The organism is Rhodanobacter soli (genome assembly GCF_039523495.1).
GTDB classification, from domain to species: Bacteria; Pseudomonadota; Gammaproteobacteria; order Xanthomonadales; family Rhodanobacteraceae; genus Rhodanobacter; species Rhodanobacter soli.
Window position 1 is genome coordinate 2,276,742 of the sequence record NZ_BAAAFK010000001.1, and the last position, 19,770, is coordinate 2,296,511.

Consider the following 19,770-nt stretch of genomic DNA (forward strand, 5'->3'; position numbering starts at 1 on the left):
ATGGGACACTACCCATCACGCCCGTTGGTTGGCGTTTCGTCGAGGCCTCAGAGCCCGACAGCCGAGATACGGGTCGCCCAGTTGCCCAGCGCACCGCGCGTGCCGCCACACTGGAACAGCGGAGCGGTCAGGTATTGGCTCAGGGTGCACGTCTGCGCGATGTACTCCGAAGCGGTCCAGATCGTGTTGCCGTCGGCCGCGGCCGCACCATAGTCGCCCCAGCGCGGCCCAGAGCCGAAGAAGGGGATGCCGGTAAAGCCGTCCCACGGACCGGCACCCGCTGCGGCGACATGGACATCACCGGCACCCAGCTTCGCATCCAGGCTGGCGTAACCGGCACTCGGATGATCGTTGGGGCCAACGACGGTGAACGCGATGACGCCGCGCCCGCTTTGCGTAACGGCCGCCGCGCCGTAGGTCAGATTCGCATCGGGCAGGGCCAGCGTGCCGTTGGCGAAGACGCCGCCGGAGTTCGGACTGATGACGAAGTAGTTGATGCCCGAGCCATGGCTGCCATCAGCCAGCAGGACATCGGTATCCAACGTCCCCCAGAGTTTGCCGTTGGCGTAGCTCACCTGCTGCATGCGCGAGTCGTTCACCGCCATGTCGCGCGGCGCCGAATAGACGATGTTCGGGTAGCCGAGATACGTCGGTGCGCACCCGGTCAAGGCGAAGCAGTCCCGCAGCGGCGTGCTGCCCGGCTTCTGCTTGGCCAGGCTGCTCGGCACGGCATAGGTCTGCACGGTCAGCGGCGAGACGCCCAGCACCAGCGCCGTGGGCGCGGTGTCGATCGCCTGCGTGTTCGACACCGACCACAGCCAGAGCGTGTTGGACGTGCCCGAGTCGTAGAACACCGCGTCCGAACTGAGCAGGTATTCGGTTCCACCCAGCGTGTCGACATACTGTCCGCCGGACGAGATGGCCGGCCAGACCGTGAACGCGGGCGCCGGAATGCTCGGATCGCCACCGTTGAACAGCACCACATTCGGTGAGGCGGCACCCGATGCCAACGCCTGCTTGGAGATGGCGTAGATCTGCGCGCCGTAGAAGCCGTCTTCGAACAACGCGAACTCGTTGGTGGTCAGGAAAATGGCATGGGCGTCAGCGCCGATGTGCGGGTAGTCGCCCAGACAGAACCCACCCGCGCATCCATGATCCGGAGTGCCTTGCGTGCCGTTGTTCTGCACCGGCAGGTGGTAGATGTTCCAGGCACCGGTGGGGTCGGCGGTCTGGCTGACCGCGATGTCCAGGTGATTGCTGCCCGCCAGGGACGAGGTCGTGCCGATGCGGTCGAGCGTCAACACGACCTGGAACCAACGCCGCGTGCCTGCATCGTAGTAACAGGACGGGTCGGTGATGCTGGGGCCGTACGCACCGGTGGTGCGATTGATCGCCGCGGGGTAGCCGTAGAACGTGTTGAGATCGACGGGGCCGACGAGTTCGTTGCCGGATCTGTCATAGATCGCCAATACGTCGTTGACGCTTTCCATGACGAATCCGTTGCCGACGCACAAGCCTTGATCGGGCGGCTCCACCGAGAACTGATTACCACCATTGGCGAAACGCTGGTCGTGGAAGTTGAGGCCGTTGAAGCCGCCGAGAAGCTGGGGGTTCGACTTGGCACGCTTGGCATTTCCCATCCGGTTGCTGCCGGCATGCCCGTGGGCGATGCTGCGGTTCACCACGGGCTGCCCTCCGAGTTCACCGCCATCGCCCGAATCGGCATCCCCGGCGGTCATCGCCGGATCCTGTTCCAGGGTTGTCAGCGGCGCACCCCCAAGCGGCGTGGTCACTGGCACCGTGGTGCCTCCTTTTTGCAGTTTGAGCATCGTCGGCGAGGCGCCCAAGGCGCACGTGGCGAACGCCATGGCCGCTGCCGCAATGAGCAGTCGAGTCTTCATATCATCGGTCTCCCGTTCGTTTGATAGGTGACCGCGTCCCCTGAAGACGCTGATATCGGTTGCGCCGATGAGCGTCCACGCAAGTACGCACATTGACATATGCGCTCGCGTACGATACGCGCGTGCAGAGAAGGCCGCCATAGGCCCACCGGGCCGGGGCTCTCTGGCCAAAAGACCCCCGCTGCCGCTAGACCCCACCGAGCATACCGGCAGCCGACACCGAGGATGGCAGTCTGATCAAAGCCTGAAGCCCCGGGTTTCGGGGACGATGGGGCGACTTGCGCGAAGGCGTGCTCCAGGCCTGTTTTGTCCTCCTGGCCCTTCAGGAAATCGGCGTCCTGCCGATGTCTATATCAGACCCGAAGGATCCATCGATGTCACGACACGTCCGGATGCTCTCTTGCATAACGACGCCACCTGCCGAAAACGGAGACCGCCGACCGGTGCGGCCGTGCCCGCCGGGCGCGTGCCGCAGGCACAAGAATGGGTGTGGCGGGTCTTGCCGCGCCACCGACGCCCGCCTCAGCGGATGACCGACATGATGGCCGACAGAAGCAACCCTACCCGCGCAAGCAACCGTGTCGATTGGAACGATCCCCAATTGCAGAAGTTGCTGGGCAAGATCGAAGGCTGGGACCTGGACAACCGCGAAAGCCAACCGCGGATGGATGTGCAGATCCACGTCGGCTGGAGTGCCGGTGGCGGCAAGATGGCAACGCTGGTGTGGAGACGCGAAAAGGTCATGGTGCTGGAAGCCAACTTCCCGATCCCCACCGGTGAGTATGTGCGCGTGGATACCTTCTTCGGGGACGGCATGCGCAGCGTATGGGGCGTGGTGGTCGAAGGCAGGGCCGGGAGACGCGCCGATGACTGCAGCAACGGCGTGAGCATCTACTGGCTGCACGAGTGCTGATCGTCGGCCACGCTCGCCCCTGATACCTCTTCGGCGCCTGCGGTAATGCCGTCAGCCAATGCGCAATTTGCTCAAAAACAGGCCGTGCTCGCGATCCCCGACGCGGGAACCCTCGCGTCCTTCGACCATCCAGCCCCACACGCTGCGCATGCCGTCCGCATGCTGGCTATCCACGCGTACGTGATCGCCTTGCGGAACCGGAAACCGGGTCACCACCACCATGGTTTGCTCATCCATCGAAACCAGCTGTGCAGGCTTGCTGACGACGGAGTTGGCCGTCCATCCGGAGCTGATGTGGATCTGCACTTCCTGCGGTGAATGGTCGCTGCGGTTGTCGAGCCTCCAGCCGTCGACTTTCTGCAGCAGCGCATCCAGGTCCGGATCACTCCAGTCGACCGTGCCGACCGTGACGCTCGAACGTGACTTGTCGTGGCCCATGTGGCTGACCTCCCGCCGGATAAATACGAATGGACATGCAGGCGTATTCCCGGCGCCAACATACCAGAACTCCCGCCCGGCGGCTGAGCCCGGAAAAGGAAGCCATGGCCATGACGCCTCTTGCCGGGTCAGCGGGAATCAACCAGGACTCCCGAGCCATTGCGGCACCCGTCCGGGCACTTCTGGCGTATAAATCGACTGGCCCGTCAGCCAGAGGAATCTCCCCATGAACGCCTTGTTGAAATTCGCAGCCCTCGCCCTCGTCGGCACCGCCACCCTTGCCTCGCCGGCGTTTGCAGCGCTGAAGGAAGGCACGCAGGCGCCCGACTTTTCCGCGCCGGCCTATCTCGCCGGCCAGCCCTTCACGTTCAAGCTCGCCGACGCCCTGAAGAAAGGGCCCGTGGTGGTGTACTTCTTCCCTGCCGCGCACACGTCGGGCTGCAATCTGGAGGCGCACCTGTTCTCGGAGGCCATCGACCAGTTCAAGGCACAGCACGCCACCGTGATCGGCGTCACCGCCGGGAATATCACGGAGTTGGCGGCCTTCTCGAAGGAAACCGAGCACTGCGGCGGCAAGTTCCCGGTCGCCGCCGACGAAGGCGCAAAGATCGCCAAGGAATACGACGCGCTGCTGCAGATGCGGCCCGGCTGGTCAGACCGCACCTCATACGTGATCGCCCCGTCGGGGAAGATCGTGCACGTTTATTCGAACCTGAACCCGAAGCAGCACGTGCAGGAAACGCTGGACGCGGTGAAAGCGATCGCGAAGTAAAACCCGTGCGCGCCGCCCGCAACGGCGGCGGACGGATCAGGGATGATCTGCGCCGCCGCTGAGCGGGCCGGCCCCGCCTGCTGCGGCATTCCCCGATGCATCGCGACCAGGAACCTGTGTGCGCCTCATGCATCTCGACATGCCTTGCACACCGGGCCGGCTAGCCTGCATCGGAGCAATCCAACGAACCGCATGGACCTGGCAACGGCAACGCGCAACCGCTCCAAGCCCGCGGCCATTTCATCCGAATCGGACAGCAGCCCATGAGTTCTCGTATCGCACCGCGCCGCTCCGTCGTGGCCAATGCCGTCTACGAACTTCTCAATCCGGTTCCGTTCGGCTTCTTCGTCGCCACGCTGATCTTCGACATCATCTATGCCCGCAGCGCCGAGGTGATGTGGGTAAAGGGCGCGGCCTGGCTCGTCACGTTCGGGCTGCTGTTTGCGGTGATCCCGCGACTGATCAACCTGGTGCAGGTCTGGATCACCGGCAGGCGGTACTCCACGACCGCCGACAAGCTGGATTTCTGGCTCAACCTGTTTGCCATCGTCGCGGCGATCTTCAACGCGTTCGTGCACAGCCGCGATGCCTACGCGGTGGTTCCCACCAGCGTCTGGCTTTCGGTCTGCACGGTCATCCTGCTGTCGATCGCCCACGTCGTCATTGCCGCGCAGCGCTCCGCACCGGGGGATGTCATCCATGAATAAGACCGCCTGTCGCAGCGCGCTTACGCTGGCCTTCGTGGTCATCCTGGGTGGATGCAGCGGAAAAGCGAAATTTGAACCGGCGCAGCAGTCGGGCAGCAACCCGCCACTGCCCGCGGCGCAGAACTACCTCGTGCCGCCCATGCAGGTTCCCGCCATGGCCGGCTGGAAGCAGGGCCAGACGCCCACGGTCGCGGCGGGACTGAAGATCGAAAAGATTGCCGGCGACCTGATGCACCCGCGCCAGCTCTACACCCTGCCCAACGGCGACGTGCTGGTGGTGGAGTCCAATAGCCCCGGCACCGAGCCGGTGACGACCCCCAAGCAATTGATTGCCGGCAAGGTCAAGAACCGCTCGGGCAAGGGTGGCAAGGGCGGCAACCGGATCACCCTGCTGCGCAAGAACGACGCCGATGGCACATGGGAGAAGCATGTGTTCGTCGAACACCTGAACTCGCCATTCGGGGTGCAACTGATCGGCGACACCCTTTATGTCGCCAACACCGACGCCATCGTGAAGTTTCCCTACGTGACGGGGGAAACGCAGATCACGGCGCCCGGCGTGGAATTCGCGGACCTGCCGGGCACCATCGACCACCACTGGACCAAGGCCATGGTGGCAAGCCCGGACGGCAAGACGCTGTATGTCGGCGTCGGCTCCAACAGCAACATCACCGAGAACGGGCTGGCCGTGGAATACCGGCGCGCGGCCGTGCTCGCGGTGGACGTGGCCACCGGCGGCAGCCGCATCTACGCGGCAGGCCTGCGCAATCCGACCGGGCTGCAAATCGAGCCGCACACCGGCAAGCTCTGGGCCATCGTCAACGAACGCGACGAGATCGGCGCCGACCTGGTCCCGGACTATCTGACCTCGGTCCAGGAAGGAGGCTTCTACGGCTGGCCCTACAGCTATTATGGCCAACACGTGGACAGCCGCGTCATGCCGCAGCGCCCCGACCTGGTCGGCAAGGCGATCAAGCCTGATTATGCGCTGGGGTCGCATGTCGCCGCGCTCGGGCTGCTGTTCTCCAACGACAACGCCCTCCCGGCCAAGTATCACGGTGGCGCCTTCATCAGCGAGCACGGCAGTTGGGACCGCTCGCCATTGAGCGGGTATCGTGTGACCTTTGTCGCCTTCCAGAACGGCAAGCCGGTCGGCCTGCCCCAGCCCATCGTCACCGGCTTCCACTCGAACGACGAGAGGCAGCTATACGGCGCGCCGGTCGGGCTGGCCGTGGACAAGGATGGCGCGCTGCTGATCGCGGACGATGTCGGCGACGTGGTCTGGCGGGTGACGGCGGCGGACGCGCGATGATGTCGCCGAGGGCGTAGGCACCCTCGCCCAGAGCTGGACGGCTCCTGATTCTGTGGCTGCCGTCCAAAGCCACGTTCGAACCACCTGAAGGACGGGGCGTCATGCGGGAACACGGGGGCAACCTGATCGTCTGTACGGGTATCGCAGGCATGCTGCTCGCAGCCCCGGGACATGCGACGGACACGACCCTGCCTGCGGTGCAGGTCAACGCCATACGAATGGACATCCCGCCATTCGACCTGCCCGCTTCGCTCAGCGTCGTTGCCGTCGCCCCGGCCGATGCCGGCCTGCCCGGCGTGAATCTTTCCGAGACACTGGTCGGCGCGCCGGGCATCCTCGCGCGCGGCCGGCAGAACTACGCGCAGGACGAGCAGATCTCGATTCGCGGCTACGGCGCACGCGCCACGTTCGGCGTGCGCAGTATCCGGCTGTATGTCGACGGCATTCCCGCCACGCTGCCCGACGGCCAGGGTCAGATCGCGCATTTCAACCTGGACAGCGCCGAACGGGTGGAAGTGCTGCGCGGCCCGTTTTCAGTGCTGTACGGCAACGCCGCCGGCGGCGTGGTGCAAGTGTGGAGTGCGGACGGCACGCCGACGCCAGTGACCACGCTGGGCATCAACGCCGGCAGCAACGATACGTTCCGCTACAGCGCGAACACGCGTGGCACCGTGGGGGCGGTCGACTACAACATTGCCGTGTCGGAATTTCTCTCCGGCGGTTACCGGCAACACAGTCGGGTGCTGCGCGAATCGGACAACGCGAAGTTCGGCGTCGACCTCGGCAAGCAGCGCCGTCTCACCCTGGTGCTGAACCGCTACAACCAGCCCACGGCGCAGGACCCGCTCGGGCTCACCCGGGCCCAGGTCGATGCCGACCCGCGTCAGGCCACGGCGGTTGCCGGCCAGTACGACACGCGCAAGAGCGGCCGGCAGACCCAGTTCGGCGCGATCTATGAGCAGTCGTTCGACGCGGGCGACCAGCTGCGGCTGCTCGCCTACTCCGGCCAGCGCCGCATCGTGCAATACCTGTCGATTCCACCTGGCACGCAGCAGAACCCACTGCAGTCCGGCGGCGTGGTGGCGCCGACCACCCGCTACGGCGGCCTCGATGCGCGCTGGACCCATCGCGGCGAACTGGCCGGCGGCGGCTACGAATTCGTGCTGGGCGCCAGCGGCGACTACCAGCGCCAGCACCGCCTGGGCTACGAGAACTTCGCCGGCGATGCCCTCGGCGTGATCGGTCGACTGCGCCGCAACGAGAACGACAACGTCGACAGCGTCGCCGGGTACGCGCAATGGTACTGGCGCTTCAGCGAACGCTGGGCGCTGCTGCTGGGGCTGCGGCACGACGACGTGCGTTTCAGCGAACACGATTTCTACGTCACAGCGCTCAATCCGGACGACAGTGGCCACGCCAACTACGCGGCGACCACGCCGGTGGCCGCACTGGATTTCCGGCCGACCGATGCGTTGCGTATCTACGTCAGCTACGGCAAGGGCTTCGAGACGCCCAGCTTCAACGAACTGGGCTACCGCAGCGACGGCCGCGCCGGGCTGGCGTTCGATCTGCGGCCGGCGCACAGCCGCCACCTGGAGGCGGGCGCGAAATGGCAGGCCACCCGCGCACTGGAATTCGACCTGGCCGCTTTCCGTTCCGATACGGACGACGAACTGGCCGTGGCGACCAACGTGGACGGTCGCGCCACCTACCAGAACGCAGGCAACGCGCGTCGCCAGGGCATCGAGCTTTCGTTGACCGGACAGCTCGCCGACGCCTGGCAGATCAGCGCCGGTCTCACCCATCTGCAGGCGCGTTTCCGCAGCACCTTCTTCACCTGCCTCAGCGCGCCATGCGCCGAGGCCAGGCTGCCTGTAACGGCAGGCTCACGCATTCCCGGCGTGCCCGACAACTACGGTTCGCTGCGGTTCCAGCATGGTCGCGAGCTGGGCTGGCGCGAAGGCCTGACCCTGAGCGGCGTGGGCTCGGTCACCGTCAACGACATCGACTCGCAGCGCGCGGCCGGTTATGGCCTGCTCGACGCCGATGTCAGCTACACCTTCGCCCTGACTTCCAGCGCGCGCCTGCAGCTCAGCGCGCGCGTGAACAATCTGACCGATCGGCGCCATATCGGTTCGGTCATCGTCAACGACGGCAATGGTCGCTATTTCGAACCCGGCCCAGCCCGCACCTGGATGCTCGGGGCGCGGCTGGTTTTCTAGCACGCCTGCCGGAGCACACGGCCACGCATGACGACGGGCCGGCAAGCCGGCCCGTCGGTACCACGCTGCTGGGAATCAGTTTTCCAGCAGCGGCTTGCGCGGCAGTTTTTCCTCGCGCATGGCGGCGTGGTAGACGAAGGACGCGACGATGGCCGCCGCCTGCTTCAGGTCTTCCGGCTCGGCGTGATCCCAGGTGTCCAGGTGGCTGTGGTGGACGTTGCTGAAGTAGTCCAGACGATCCTGGATGAACTGGAACCCCGGCAGGCCGACGCGATCGAAGGACACGTGGTCGGTGCTGCCGGTATTGCGGGTGACCACGGTGGTGGCGCCGACGTCATGGAACGGTTCCAGCCAGGCCTGGAAGATCGGCATCACCGCCAGGTTTTCCTGGGCATAGATGCCGCGGAAGCGACCCGAGCCGTTGTCCATGTTGAAGTAGGCCGCGAAGCGGTCGTAGTCGCGCTTCTTCTGCAACGCACCGGTCGGTTGGCGCAGTGATGCCGGCAACGCCTTCTGCTTCGGATCGGTCGGCTCCGGATATGCGGCGAAGTGCTTGGCCACGTACGCCTGCGAACCGATCAGGCCCTGCTCCTCGCCGCTCCACAGTGCCACGCGGATGGTGCGCTTCGGCTTGGCGCCCACCGCCTTGAGGATGCGCATGGCCTCCATCATCACCGCCACGCCGGCGGCGTTGTCGGCCGCGCCGGTGCCGGTGTGCCAGGAATCCATGTGCGCGCCCAGCATGACGATCTCGCCAGCCTTGCTGCCGCTGCCCGGGATCTCGGCCAGGGTGTTGTAACCGGGCTGGTTGGCTTCGTCGGTGAAGCGTGCTTTCACGTTCACCCGCAGCTTCACCGCCTGCTTGCGCTCGATCGCGCGCGCCAGCTGGTTGTAGTGCTCGGCCGCCATCGCCAGCTCCGGCACGCCGACCGATTCACCGGCCTTGCGCGAACCGCCGCCGCCGACACGGATGATGCCGTTGTCCCAGCCGCTGATGCCGAGGGTGGCCAGCACGCCTTCGGCGACGAAGAACTCGTTGGTGGCGCGGGTCAGCTCCTGCCGCTCGGTGTAGGTCTTGATCCGCTTGGCGCGATCCTTGTCGGCATCCTTGGGCACGGCGAACGCCTGCAGTTCGGCCAGGCCGGCCTCGTCGTGGCGGTGCGAATCCGCTTCGACGCCGCGCTTGTAATCGCGCGCGTCGTTCAACAAGAGGATCTTGCCCGCCAGCTTGCCCTTGTACTTGTCCAGGTCGGCGCGCTTCTTGATGGTGACCGCGATCACCTCGCCCTCGACCGGGCCGTTGGTGCCCGGCGTCCACGCCTTGGGCAACGCATGCAGCGGCAGCGTGCGCGGGCTGAGCATTTCCACGCTGGCACCGCTGAATTCCCAGCCGCGGCCGAAGTCGTCGAAGGCCTCGTCGTGGACGTTGGCCAGACCCCACTCGCTGAATTTCCCGCGCGTCCAGGCATTGGCCTGGGCCATCTGCGGCGAATTGGTCAGACGCGGACCGATGCTCTCGGTCAGGTGGCTGAAGGTGGCCATGACCTGCGAACGATGGAAAGCCTCCTGGCGGATACGGCTGACCATGTCCAGGTCCACCGGCTCCTGCGCCGCGGCCATGCCGCTGACTCCCAGACACATCATCACCAACATGCAACGCTTGATCACAGCTTTCCCCTGGCACAGTTGAACGCAAGAACCTTCGAATCTAGCGTCCTGCCTCCTCGCGCTCATGGGCCTTTAGTCATGCTCCTGCCCGATCCCCGGGAATTGCCTTCTCAAGGTGTACACGTCCACGAGCGCCCAATCGAAGTAAAGGCGGCCGCGTTTGCCGAGTCGACACCGTTCTTCGTCAGTCGCAACGAGCCGGCAAGGTCGGAAGCCGCTGCCGGCTGTACCGATTGCTCGATTTGCCGGATGCGATCGCGAAATCTTGCAACCTCATCCGACGGCTTATCGGGCGAGTATCGCCATGTGAAGGCGGGTGTCTCTTGAATGCGTTTGGCTGAACGCCAGCCAGTGCCCGCGGCCCCGGCTTGTAATACCGTCGGCGCCGTACAGTGACTTGAGCCCGAGGAGGTCGCATGAACACTGTCGCCACGCCTGCACCCGGCCAGCCGCCCGCCCACTTCCAGGGCAACGACCGCCTGCTGCTGGGCATCATCATGGGCGTGGTCGCGTTCTGGCTGTTCGCCCAGACCACGCTCAACATCGCACCCGACATGCAGCGCGACTTGGGGCTGGATGCGGCCACCATGAACATCGCGGTGGCGCTGACCTCGCTGTTCTCGGGCATCTTCATCGTGGTCTTCGGCGGGCTGGCCGACCGGGTCGGACGGTTGCGGATCACCCGCATCGGCTTCTACCTGAGCATCGCCGGCTCGCTGCTGGTGGCGATCACGCCCACCGGCGCGATGGCCGCACCGGTGCTGCTGGCGGGGCGCGCATTGCAGGGGCTGTCGGCGGCCTGCGTGATGCCGGCCAGCCTGGCGCTGGTGAAGGCGTACTGGGACGGCGCCGCGCGCCAGCGCGCGGTGTCGATGTGGTCGATCGGTTCGTGGGGCGGCGCCGGGCTGTGTTCGCTGGTCGGCGGGCTGATGTCGCAAAATTTGGGCTGGCGCTCGATCTTCTGGCTGGCGATCGCGGTCAGCGTGCTCGGCCTGTGGCTGATGCGCGGCACCCCCGAGAACAAGGCGGAGACCCGTGGCGATTACAAGTTCGACCTGCCCGGGGTGCTGGTGTTCATGGTCGCGATGCTGGCGCTGCAGGTGCTGGTGACCCAGGGCAATACGCTGGGCTGGGCCAGCCCGGCCAGCCTCGGCCTGATCGCCGCCACGCTGGTGTTCGGCGCGCTGTTCGTGGTGATCGAACGCCGCTCGGCCAATGCGTTCTTCGATTTCCGCCTGTTCGGCAATTCGACCTACACCGGCGCCACGATTTCCAACTTCCTGATCAATGCCACCGCCGGCACGCTGATCGTTTCGCTGCAGCTGGTGCAATTGGGCGGCGGCATGAACGCGCAGCAGGCGGGCATGCTGACGCTGGGCTACGCGATCGCGATCATCGCCTTCATCCGCGTGGGCGAGAAGCTGCTGCAGCGCTTCGGCCCGCGCAAACCGATGATCTGGGGCTGCCTGATCACCGGCGTGGCGATCGCGCTGCTGATGCCCACCCAACTGATGCTGGGGCAATACACGATCCTGGCGGTGATCGGCTACTCGCTGTTCGGCCTTGGCCTGGCCTTCTACGCCACGCCGTCCACCGACGCGGCGCTGTCCAATCTGCCCGCGGCGCAGGGCGGCTCGGGCTCGGGCATCTACAAGATGGCCTCGTCACTGGGCGCGGCCTTCGGCGTGGCGATCTCCGCCGCCGTGTTCACCGCGCTGGCAGGCGACAGCGGCAGCGTGCGCTGGCTGGAGGGCGTGATCACCTTCGCCGGCCGCCAGGACAACCTGGCGGTGCGCGAAGCCGCCTTCGTGGCGCTGGGCTTCAACGTGCTGATGGTGGCGGCGGCGATCGTCTCGATCGTCCTTACCGTACCCAAAGGCCGCAAGACCAACGACTGAGCGCGGTCCGGCGGACCAGCGGCGTCACGCCGGCTTGCACAGCCACGCCGAGGCCGCGGCCAGCATCGCGCGCGCGCCGACCTCGAAGGTCGGTTCCAGCACCGGCGCGAAACGCGGCGAATGGTTGCTGGGGATGGTGCGCACGGCGCCGTCGGCCACCGCCTTGGCGTAGGTTGCTGGATCGGTGCCGCCGACGAACCAGAACACATAGGGCACGTTCCAGGCGCGGCCGAATTCGCTGAAGTCCTCGCTGGCCGACGCGCGTTGCGCCTCGCGGGCGGCGTCGCCGAACTCGGCGTGGAACGCCTCGGCCACGCGCGCGGCAGCCGCGGCGTCATTCTCGGTCAGCGGATAGCGGCTGAGGTTCTCGAAGTCCGGTGGCTTCGGCGCGCCGGAGGCGTCGGCTTCGGCACGGCAGATGCGGTGGATCGCGCCGAGCATGTGTTCGCGCACGCCCTCGTTATAGGTGCGCATGTTGAGCTTCAGCGTGGCCTGATCGGGGATGATGTTCTCCTTGGTGCCGGCCTGCAGCGCGCCGACGGTCAGCACGGCGCTGTCCAGCGGCGAGATCTCGCGCGAGACGATGGTCTGCAGGCGCAGCACGGTCGAGGCGGCCATCACCACCGGATCGATCGAGGTCTGCGGCTGCGAGCCGTGCGAGCCGCGCCCGTGCAGGGTGACCTGCAGGCTGTCGGCGGCCGACAGGATCACGCCGGGGCGGTGGCTCACGCTGCCGGCCGCGCCGACCATCACGTGCTGGCCGAGCACGACATCCGCGTGCGGCAGCCCGCGCGCATCCCAGTCGGCAACCATCGCGCGGGCACCCTGGGCCGTCTCCTCGCCGGGCTGGAAGACTGCCAGCACGGTGCCGCTCCAGGCCTCGCGCGACGTCGCCAGCACCTGCGCGGCGGCGATCAGCCAGGTCACGTGCAGATCATGGCCGCAGCTGTGCGCCACCGGTACCTCGTTGCCGTCCGCATCGCGCGCGGTGGCGGTGCTGGCGTAAGGCAGGCCGGTGTCCTCGGCCATCGGCAGCGCATCCATGTCCGCGCGCAGCATCACGGTGGGGCCGTCGCCGTTGCGCAGGATCCCGACCACGCCGGTGACGCCGACGCCGCTGGTCACCTCGTAGCCCATCGCCCGCAGCCGTTGTTCCACCAGGCCCGCGGTGCGGGTTTCCTGCATCGACAGTTCCGGGTGCGCGTGGATGTCGCGGTACAGCGCCAGCCAGTCCGGCTGGTGCTCCTTGAGCAACGGCCCCAATGCCTGCGTGAGCGGATTCATCGGATACTCCTGGCGGCGCGGCGGGCCTGCCGCGCCCTATCCTAGCGCCGATGCCGGCAGCGCGCGCACGCCACCGTCGATGCGGTAGCGCGCGCCGGTGATGATGAAACCCCGTCGTGCAAACGTTTCACGTAACGCTCTCCTTCGCCGCCGTTCATCATCGTGATGGAGCCGGAAGCTGTCATTGGCAGCACCGGTTATGGAACGATGCATCCTGGTTCGTTTTGCCATGAGGATTCGATGAAGACGATTCATTCACCGCTGCACGCCCTGCATGACGGCGGCATGGAGCTGCACCGCGGCGAGCTGGTGCCGTGCTTCGAGATGCCGGCGCGGGTCGACCATATCCTGGCGGCGATCGCGCGCACGGGCTGGGCGGTGGAAGCGCCGCGCGAGTACGACGATGCCGTGCTCGCCCGCGTGCACGATGCGGACTACCTGGCGTTCCTGCGCGGGGCCTATGCGGAATGGCAGGCGGAGGGCCGCGACGGCTTCATGTTGCCCGGGGCATTCCCGGCGCGCGGCATGCGCCGCGATCGCGTGCCCGCGGGACTGCATGCGCGCCTGGGCTACTACGCCTTCGACGCCGGCAGCCCGATCATGCAAGGCACCTGGCAGGCGGCACGCGCGTCGGCGTTCTGCGCACTGACCGCCGCGGACCTGGTCGCCGCGGGCGAGCGCAGCGCCTATGCCTTGTGCCGCCCGCCCGGCCACCACGCCGGGCGCGCGATGTTCGGCGGCTACTGCTTCCTCAACAACGCGGCACTGGCGGCGCAGCGCCTGCGCGATGCCGGCCTGGCCCGGATCGCGGTGCTCGACGTGGACTACCACCATGGCAACGGCACCCAGGACATCTTCCGCGAGCGCGACGACGTGCTATTCGTCTCGATCCACGGCGATCCGGACACCGAGTACCCGTTCTACCTCGGCTACGCGGACGAACGCGGCGCCGGTGCGGGCGAGGGCTACAACCACAATTTCCCGCTGCCGCGCGGCACCGATTGGGCGCGCTATGCGGAAACGCTCGAGCGCGCGCTCGGGCTGGTGGCCGACTACGCCCCGCAGGCACTGGTCGTGTCGCTGGGCGTGGACATTTTCGAGGGTGACCCGATCAGCCAGTTCCGGCTGGGTGTGGAGGATTTCCCGCGACTGGGCGCACGCATTGCCGCGCTGGGCCTGCCGACGGTGCTGGTACAGGAAGGCGGCTATGCCGTGGCCGGGATCGGCGACAACGTGGTCGGCGTGCTCGCGGCGTTTGCCGGCCCATGAGCCCGGCGCCCAAAGGTGCTGCGCTGGCGCGCCGGCTGCGCACCGAATGGCAGCACCTGGCCACCTTCCATCGCTCGCGCCGACGCTGGCAGATGCCGGTGGCGGCCGGGCTGGCCACCGGCTTGCCGGTGTTGGTGGGCGTGTACTTCGGCCGGCTCGATTACGGACTGATCTCGTCGCTGGGCGGGCTGGCGTTCCTGTACCTGCCCGACACGCCGATGTACCACCGCATGGCCAGGTTGATGGCCTGCGCGTTCGGCATCGCGGCGTGCTACGCGCTCGGCATCATGAGCCACGCCGTGGCGGCAGCGACGGTGCCGCTGCTCACGGCGATCGCGGTGCTGGTCACGATGGCCTGCCGCTACTACCGCGTAGGGCCACCGGCCAGCCTGTTCTTCGTGATGGTCGCGGCGATCGGCGCCTATTCGCCGGTGCCGTTTCTCGAACTGCCGCTGATGGTCGGGCTGGTCTTCCTCGGCGGGCTGCTGGCGGCCGTCATCGCCTTCGGCTACAGCCTGATCGTGCTGCGGCTGCAGGCGCCGACGCCGGTGCAGCCGCTGCCCCAACCTACCTTCGAGCATGTGGTGCTCGACTCGGTGCTGATCGGCGCGCTGGTCGGCCTGTCGCTGCTGCTCGCGGTGACACTGCAGTTGGAGCGGCCGTACTGGGTGCCGGTGAGCTGCATGGCGGTGATCCAGGGAACGACGCTGCGCGCGGTCTGGAACCGCAACCTGCAACGCGTCGTCGGCACCGCGCTCGGCATGCTGGTGGCGTGGGGGCTGCTGTCGCTGCCGCTGGACCCGTGGGCCGTGGCGCCGATGCTGATGCTGCTGTCGTTCACGGTGGAGTGGCTGGTCGTGCGCCACTACGGGTTGGCGACGGTGTTCATCACCCCGCTGACGATCCTGCTGGCCGAGGCCGCCCGGCTCGACCCGCAGGTTTCGCACGCGGCGCTGATCCAGTCGCGTTTCATGGATACCACGCTGGGCTGCGCGGTCGGCCTGCTCGGCGGCGTGGTCATGCACCAGCCGCGCCTGCGCGCCGCGGTCAGCCAGGCGTTGCGGGCGTTGATGCCGCACGCATGAAAGGCAAACGCGACCGCGACCTCCGTTGAATGCACGCTCTCCGCACCGCCCGACGCACGGGCGCGTCCGCTCAACGGCGACGCAGGATCTTCGGGTTCGAGGTGCCCCAGACCGTGTATTGGTCGGCCAGGATGACGCCGGTGATCTGCTCGACCTCGGCCAGGGTGATTTCGGCATTGCCTTGCTTGCCGAACAGCACGACCTCGTCGCCCGCCTGGACGCCGGGGATGTCGGTCACGTCGACCATCGTGGTGTTCATGGTGACGTTGCCCATCACCGGCGCCCGCTGCCCGCGGATCAGCATCGCGCCCTTGTTGGAATACGCGCGCCGGTAGCCGTCCGAATAGCCCACGGGAATGTTGGCCAGCAGCGAATCGCGCTTCAGCACGCAGGTGCGGTCGTAGCTCACCGTGTCGCCAGCGGGATAGGCCTGGACCGATGCCACCCGCGACTTGAAGGACGCCACGTGCGCGAACGGCGGCTTGGGCGTGCCGCCATAACCGTACAGCGCGCCGCCCGGACGCACCATGTCCAGGTGCGCTTCGGGAATGTGCTGGACGGCGTAGGAATTGGCGGCATGCAGGATCACGTCCTCGCGCCGCAATGCGGTATGAGCGAACAGCCAGTCGGCCTGCGCCTTGAAGGCGTCGATTCCCTGCAGGATGTCCGCGCGCCCTTCGGTCGGGAAGTGGGTCATCAGGCCGACGATCTGCAGGCCCTCGATCTTCGTCAGCGCTTCGGCGTCCTGCCGACCTTGTTCGGTGTCCATCTCGATCCCGTTGCGGCTCATGCCCGCCGAGTTCAGCGCCAGGTGCACGCGCAGCGTGCGGCCGCGCTTGCGCGCACTGTCGCCCATGGCCTGTGCCTGGGCGAGATTGCCCACCAGCTCCTCGACCTTGTAACGCAGCGCATCGTGGATCTCGTCCAGCGTGGCGGCACGCACGCGCATCACGCGGCCCTTGTAGCCGCAGGCGCGCACCATGCGGGCTTCCTCGGTACTCGCGATGCCGACATAGGGGATGCGCGCCTTGATGATGCTGGGCATCACCAGGTCGATGCCGACACCATAGGCATCGGCCTTCATGACGGCGCAGACCTTGGGATCGCCGACCAGGGCCGCCTCGACGAGCCGAAGGTTGCTTTCGAAAATCGCCGGATCGATCTCGATCCAGGCATTGAATGCGCCCGCCTTCCGCTTCCCCGGCAGGCCGAGCAGCGGTGCGGCGGGCGCGGGAATGGCCACCGCCAAGGCCGCCCCGGCGGTGACCAGGAGGAATTGGCGGCGGCTGAGAGAGGGAGGTGCGGAATGGCGCTCTGGCATGGTGCTCTCAAGGTGGCCGCCGCCGGTCTCCCGGCAGCGGCTGGATGCAGATCGGATCAGGCGGTCGCCGCTATCAATCGAACCGGTATTCGGCCGTCAGGTAGAACGAGCGGCCGCGCGGATCGGCCACACGCGGTTCCCACGCGGCGCCCGAGGCGAAGTCGACCTGGTGCGCGGTGAACGGCGGATCGGTGTCCAGCAGGTTGCGCACCGCGAAGGTGAGCCTCGTGTTCTTCAGGCCCGACCAGCTCAGGCTGTAGTTGTAGAGGGTGTAGTCATCGACGTCGGGGTTCCAGTTCGCCGGGATGTAGCTGCCGTTGGCGACGCTGACCGGCTCTTCGTCCTTGTAGCCGGCGCGGTAGATCTGGCTCAGCGTATGCGTCCAGTCACCCTTGGACCAGTCGAGGCTCAGGGTGTGCTTCCACTTCAACGGCAGGTTGTAGAACTGCACGTACTCGCCCACCTTGTTGCCGCTGTAGGACTCGTCGGCCAGCGGCTTTTCCTTGAAGGTGTTGATGTAGCTACCGTTGAGGTTGGCGTGCCAGCGGCCACCGGCGAGTTCACCGGTCAGGTTGGCGTCCAGTTCCACGCCGCGCATCAGGGTGCCGCCGGAGTTGATGAAGCGGCGGTCGATCGCGATCACCTTGCCGCTGCTGTCGCGGATCCAGTTGGCGGAGAACAGGCCGTAGTTGTCGATCAGCGTGGGCAGGTTGGGCGAGCGGATCGTGTTGGTGCGCTCGATCTCCCACCAGTCGAGGCTGACGTTGAACTTGCCGGTGGGCGCATAGACGAAGCCCACGCTCTTCTGCCTGGACGTCTCCGGCTGCAGGTCGATCTTGCCGCCGGTGATGATGGTCGGCTGGATCAGCGCACAACCCGGCACCGCCGAGTTGGCCACGCCACCGGGACAGGTCGCCGGATCGGCCAGGTCGAGGCCGAAATAGTCGACTTCGTTCACGCCGGCGAAAAGCTTGGTGAACTCGGGCACCTTGAAACCGGTGCTGTACGCGCCGCGAAACGCCAGCGATTCGATCGGCTGCCACTTGAACGAATACTTCGGATTGGTGGTGCCGCCGAAGGTGTCGTACTGGTCGCGGCGCACCGCCAGGGTCACGTCCAGCGTCTTCACGATCGGCAAATAGGCTTCCGCGTAGACCGCCTTCACATTGCGGTGCACCTTGGGCAGGTCGCTCGTTTCGTCGAACGGTGCCTGGTAGATGGTGTCGTAGTTGAGCGGCACCCCGTTGCGCACCTGCACCCCGCCGAACTTGAATTCCTCGCGCCGCACTTCGAAGCCGGTGGCCAATTGCACTTCGTCGCCCCACAGGTTGAAGCCCAGCCCGCCGCTGAAGCTGGCGTCCAGCGAGGTGACCGTGGACTCGCCGCCGTACAGATGGATCCCGGTGGCCGATGCCGCCTGCAGCGCGGAAACGCCTGCGGGGTTCTGCTTCTCGCCCGGCATCAGGAACGGATTCAGCAAGCCACTGCCGAGAACCTGCTTGAGTCCGTCCGAGAAGTAATAGCCGCCGGCGAGAACCGACTCGGCCTTGCTGGACGCGTGCGACAGGCCCACGGCGTAGTCCCACCTGCCGATGATGCCCTGCATCCCGGTCAGCAGGCGGTAGGCCTTGGTGGTGGTCTCGATCTCGCGCGGGCCGCAGGGGACGCAGCGCCAGCGATACGGAATCTTGTTGCCATACACCAGGTTGCCCGTGCCGAAGAAGTCGGCCATGGCGTCGTAGATCTTGTCATAGGTAGGCTGCGTGTCCGCGTTGAGCGGATACCACGTGCTCGGATCGAGCACGGCAGTCGCTGACGCGCTGGACGTGAGCTGCAACGGCTCGTACTCGCGCCGGACCTTCACGCGCGAGTTCATAGCCTCGGCATAGAACCGATGACTCTCGCCCATCTTGTAGGTGGCGCGGCCCAGGAACTGCACACTGTCCTGCGGCTGCTGCAGGGCCTGCGCGGCCGGATAATCCCAGGCACAGGCGTACTTCGAACTGGCGCCGTCCCACAGCCGGTAATCGTACGGCCCCATGTTGTCGCCGCCGTTCTCGCAGCCGGCACCGCCCGGCAGGTTCAGGATGTTGATGAATCTGCGGCTGCCACCGCCGTCCGGGTCGATCAGCGCGCCGTTGATGATGCCGCCGGTGGCGTTGGTCACCGTGGCGAACGGCGTGCCGCGCGTGTCAGGCGATACGCCGCGGTCGGGCTGGAAGCTGTTGGCGAAGTCGCGCTGGCCGCTGCGCAGGATCTGCGCGCGCCGGTAATTGATCGTGCCCCACGCGTTCCAGCCGTCGCGGTCGAGATCGCCAACTCCGCCCAGCACGCTGTAGGTGGAGATGTTGCCGCCGCCGTCCCCGGTCACGTCGACGCCGGCGTTGAGTGTGACGCCCCGGTAGTCGGTGCGGGTGATGAAGTTGATCACGCCGCCGATGGCGTCGGTGCCGTACATCGCCGAGGCGCCGTCGCGCAGCACCTCCACGCGCTCGATCGCCGCGAACGGAATCGAGTTCAGGTCCACCGCCTGGCCGCGCAGGCCATGGGTCGCGACGCGGCGACCGTTCAGCAGCACCAGCGTCGCATCGGAACCCTGCCCGCGCAGGTTGGCACCGGACACGCCGGCGGTGCCGCGCAGTTCGCCCAGATCCATGTCGACGGCGGCCGAGGTGAGCCCATCGGCGCCGTTGCCGGCGACGTTGAGGAACTGCAGCAGTTGTTCCGCCGAGGTGATGCCCTGCGCGTCGATTTTCTCCTTCTCGATGATGGTGATCGGCAGCGCCTGTTCCACGTCGGTGCGCTTGATGCGCGAGCCGGTGACGGTGATTTCCTTGAGCGTGACCGGCGCGGACTGGTCGGCGCCCGGCACAGACTGGCCGGCCTCCTGCGCCGCGGCCGGAACAGCGATCGCGACCAGCAGGGCCGCACAGAGGAGATTCAATCGGAGGTCGCGCCGGATATGCATGATGTGGCCTCT

The 19,770-nt window shown here is 66.7% G+C and carries 14 protein-coding genes; 8 read left to right on the forward strand and 6 right to left on the reverse strand.

The genetic code is table 11. The annotated features are described in order from the left end of the window. Positions 1-47: 47 nt before the first annotated feature. Entirely contained in the window at positions 48-1,901 is a 1,854-nt protein-coding gene (locus ABD024_RS10445; RefSeq protein WP_343852312.1) for a hypothetical protein, read from the reverse strand. A gap of 400 nt (positions 1,902-2,301) precedes the next feature. On the opposite strand from ABD024_RS10445, the gene ABD024_RS10450 reads away from it, so the two are divergent. Further along, positions 2,302-2,814 carry a hypothetical protein gene (locus tag ABD024_RS10450; RefSeq protein WP_343852314.1) on the forward strand — a complete coding sequence of 171 codons (513 nt, stop codon included), beginning with the start codon at positions 2,302-2,304 and terminating at the stop codon, positions 2,812-2,814. Positions 2,815-2,865: 51 nt separating this feature from the next. Here ABD024_RS10450 and ABD024_RS10455 read toward each other — a convergent pair whose 3' ends face one another. Then, positions 2,866-3,252 carry a hypothetical protein gene (locus tag ABD024_RS10455; RefSeq protein WP_343852316.1) on the reverse strand — a complete coding sequence of 129 codons (387 nt, stop codon included), beginning with the start codon at positions 3,250-3,252 and terminating at the stop codon, positions 2,866-2,868. 226 nt (positions 3,253-3,478) lie between these two features. Here ABD024_RS10455 and ABD024_RS10460 point away from each other — a divergent pair, with 226 nt between their 5' ends. The 4 genes from ABD024_RS10460 (at position 3,479) to ABD024_RS10475 (ending at position 8,265) form a co-directional block, all read left to right on the forward strand. Continuing rightward, positions 3,479-4,024 carry a peroxiredoxin gene (locus tag ABD024_RS10460; RefSeq protein ID WP_343852318.1) on the forward strand — a complete coding sequence of 182 codons (546 nt, stop codon included), beginning with the start codon at positions 3,479-3,481 and terminating at the stop codon, positions 4,022-4,024. A 296-nt stretch (positions 4,025-4,320) separates the two neighbouring features. Then, positions 4,321-4,731 (forward strand): DUF2231 domain-containing protein, encoded by a 411-nt coding sequence (locus ABD024_RS10465; RefSeq protein WP_425543138.1) that lies wholly within the window; start codon positions 4,321-4,323, stop codon positions 4,729-4,731. Then, a complete protein-coding gene (locus ABD024_RS10470; RefSeq protein ID WP_343852322.1) occupies positions 4,724-6,043 on the forward strand; it encodes a PQQ-dependent sugar dehydrogenase in 1,320 nt (439 codons plus the stop codon). Before ABD024_RS10465 ends, ABD024_RS10470 begins: the two co-directional genes overlap by 8 nt. 101 nt (positions 6,044-6,144) lie before the next feature. Then, on the forward strand, positions 6,145-8,265 hold the full coding sequence (locus tag ABD024_RS10475; protein ID WP_343852324.1) for a TonB-dependent receptor family protein: 2,121 nt from the start codon (positions 6,145-6,147) through the stop codon (positions 8,263-8,265). Between the two features lie 75 nt (positions 8,266-8,340). Here the strand turns inward: ABD024_RS10475 and ABD024_RS10480 are convergent, their stop codons facing one another. Next, positions 8,341-9,909 (reverse strand): M28 family metallopeptidase, encoded by a 1,569-nt coding sequence (locus ABD024_RS10480; RefSeq protein ID WP_425543139.1) that lies wholly within the window; start codon positions 9,907-9,909, stop codon positions 8,341-8,343. Between the two features lie 440 nt (positions 9,910-10,349). On the opposite strand from ABD024_RS10480, the gene ABD024_RS10485 reads away from it, so the two are divergent. Further along, the gene (locus ABD024_RS10485; protein ID WP_343852328.1) at positions 10,350-11,831 is read left to right on the forward strand and encodes an MFS transporter; all 1,482 of its coding nucleotides are present in this window, start codon (positions 10,350-10,352) and stop codon (positions 11,829-11,831) included. A 24-nt stretch (positions 11,832-11,855) separates the two neighbouring features. Here the strand turns inward: ABD024_RS10485 and ABD024_RS10490 are convergent, their stop codons facing one another. After that, entirely contained in the window at positions 11,856-13,115 is a 1,260-nt protein-coding gene (locus tag ABD024_RS10490) for an amidohydrolase (RefSeq protein ID WP_343852330.1), read from the reverse strand. 240 nt (positions 13,116-13,355) lie between these two features. Here ABD024_RS10490 and ABD024_RS10495 point away from each other — a divergent pair, with 240 nt between their 5' ends. Together ABD024_RS10495 and ABD024_RS10500 are read left to right on the forward strand one after the other, a co-directional pair. Continuing rightward, positions 13,356-14,384: a histone deacetylase family protein gene (locus ABD024_RS10495; protein ID WP_343852334.1), complete on the forward strand. Its 1,029-nt coding sequence runs from the start codon at positions 13,356-13,358 to the stop codon at positions 14,382-14,384. Further along, on the forward strand, positions 14,381-15,469 hold the full coding sequence (locus tag ABD024_RS10500; RefSeq protein ID WP_343852336.1) for an FUSC family protein: 1,089 nt from the start codon (positions 14,381-14,383) through the stop codon (positions 15,467-15,469). Before ABD024_RS10495 ends, ABD024_RS10500 begins: the two co-directional genes overlap by 4 nt. Positions 15,470-15,539: 70 nt before the next feature. Here the strand turns inward: ABD024_RS10500 and alr are convergent, their stop codons facing one another. After that, positions 15,540-16,790: an alanine racemase gene (alr, locus tag ABD024_RS10505; RefSeq protein ID WP_343852338.1), complete on the reverse strand. Its 1,251-nt coding sequence runs from the start codon at positions 16,788-16,790 to the stop codon at positions 15,540-15,542. A 73-nt stretch (positions 16,791-16,863) separates the two neighbouring features. Continuing rightward, complete coding sequence (locus ABD024_RS10510) at positions 16,864-19,734, reverse strand: TonB-dependent receptor (RefSeq protein WP_343852340.1); 2,871 nt, start codon at positions 19,732-19,734, stop codon at positions 16,864-16,866. Between the last annotated feature and the right edge of the window lie 36 nt (positions 19,735-19,770).

Bases quoted from the DNA above. Each gene is read 5' to 3' on its own strand.
- ABD024_RS10490 (WP_343852330.1), bottom strand. From the start codon at position 13,115: ATGAATCCGCTCACGCAGGCATTGGGGCCGTTGCTCAAGGAGCACCAG.
- ABD024_RS10495 (WP_343852334.1), top strand. From the start codon at position 13,356: ATGAAGACGATTCATTCACCGCTGCACGCCCTGCATGACGGCGGCATG.
- ABD024_RS10445 (WP_343852312.1), bottom strand. From the start codon at position 1,901: ATGAAGACTCGACTGCTCATTGCGGCAGCGGCCATGGCGTTCGCCACG.
- ABD024_RS10480 (WP_425543139.1), bottom strand. From the start codon at position 9,909: ATGATGTGTCTGGGAGTCAGCGGCATGGCCGCGGCGCAGGAGCCGGTG.
- ABD024_RS10500 (WP_343852336.1), top strand. From the start codon at position 14,381: ATGAGCCCGGCGCCCAAAGGTGCTGCGCTGGCGCGCCGGCTGCGCACC.
- alr (WP_343852338.1), bottom strand. From the start codon at position 16,790: ATGCCAGAGCGCCATTCCGCACCTCCCTCTCTCAGCCGCCGCCAATTC.
- ABD024_RS10460 (WP_343852318.1), top strand. From the start codon at position 3,479: ATGAACGCCTTGTTGAAATTCGCAGCCCTCGCCCTCGTCGGCACCGCC.
- ABD024_RS10475 (WP_343852324.1), top strand. From the start codon at position 6,145: ATGCGGGAACACGGGGGCAACCTGATCGTCTGTACGGGTATCGCAGGC.
- ABD024_RS10455 (WP_343852316.1), bottom strand. From the start codon at position 3,252: ATGGGCCACGACAAGTCACGTTCGAGCGTCACGGTCGGCACGGTCGAC.
- ABD024_RS10485 (WP_343852328.1), top strand. From the start codon at position 10,350: ATGAACACTGTCGCCACGCCTGCACCCGGCCAGCCGCCCGCCCACTTC.
- ABD024_RS10470 (WP_343852322.1), top strand. From the start codon at position 4,724: ATGAATAAGACCGCCTGTCGCAGCGCGCTTACGCTGGCCTTCGTGGTC.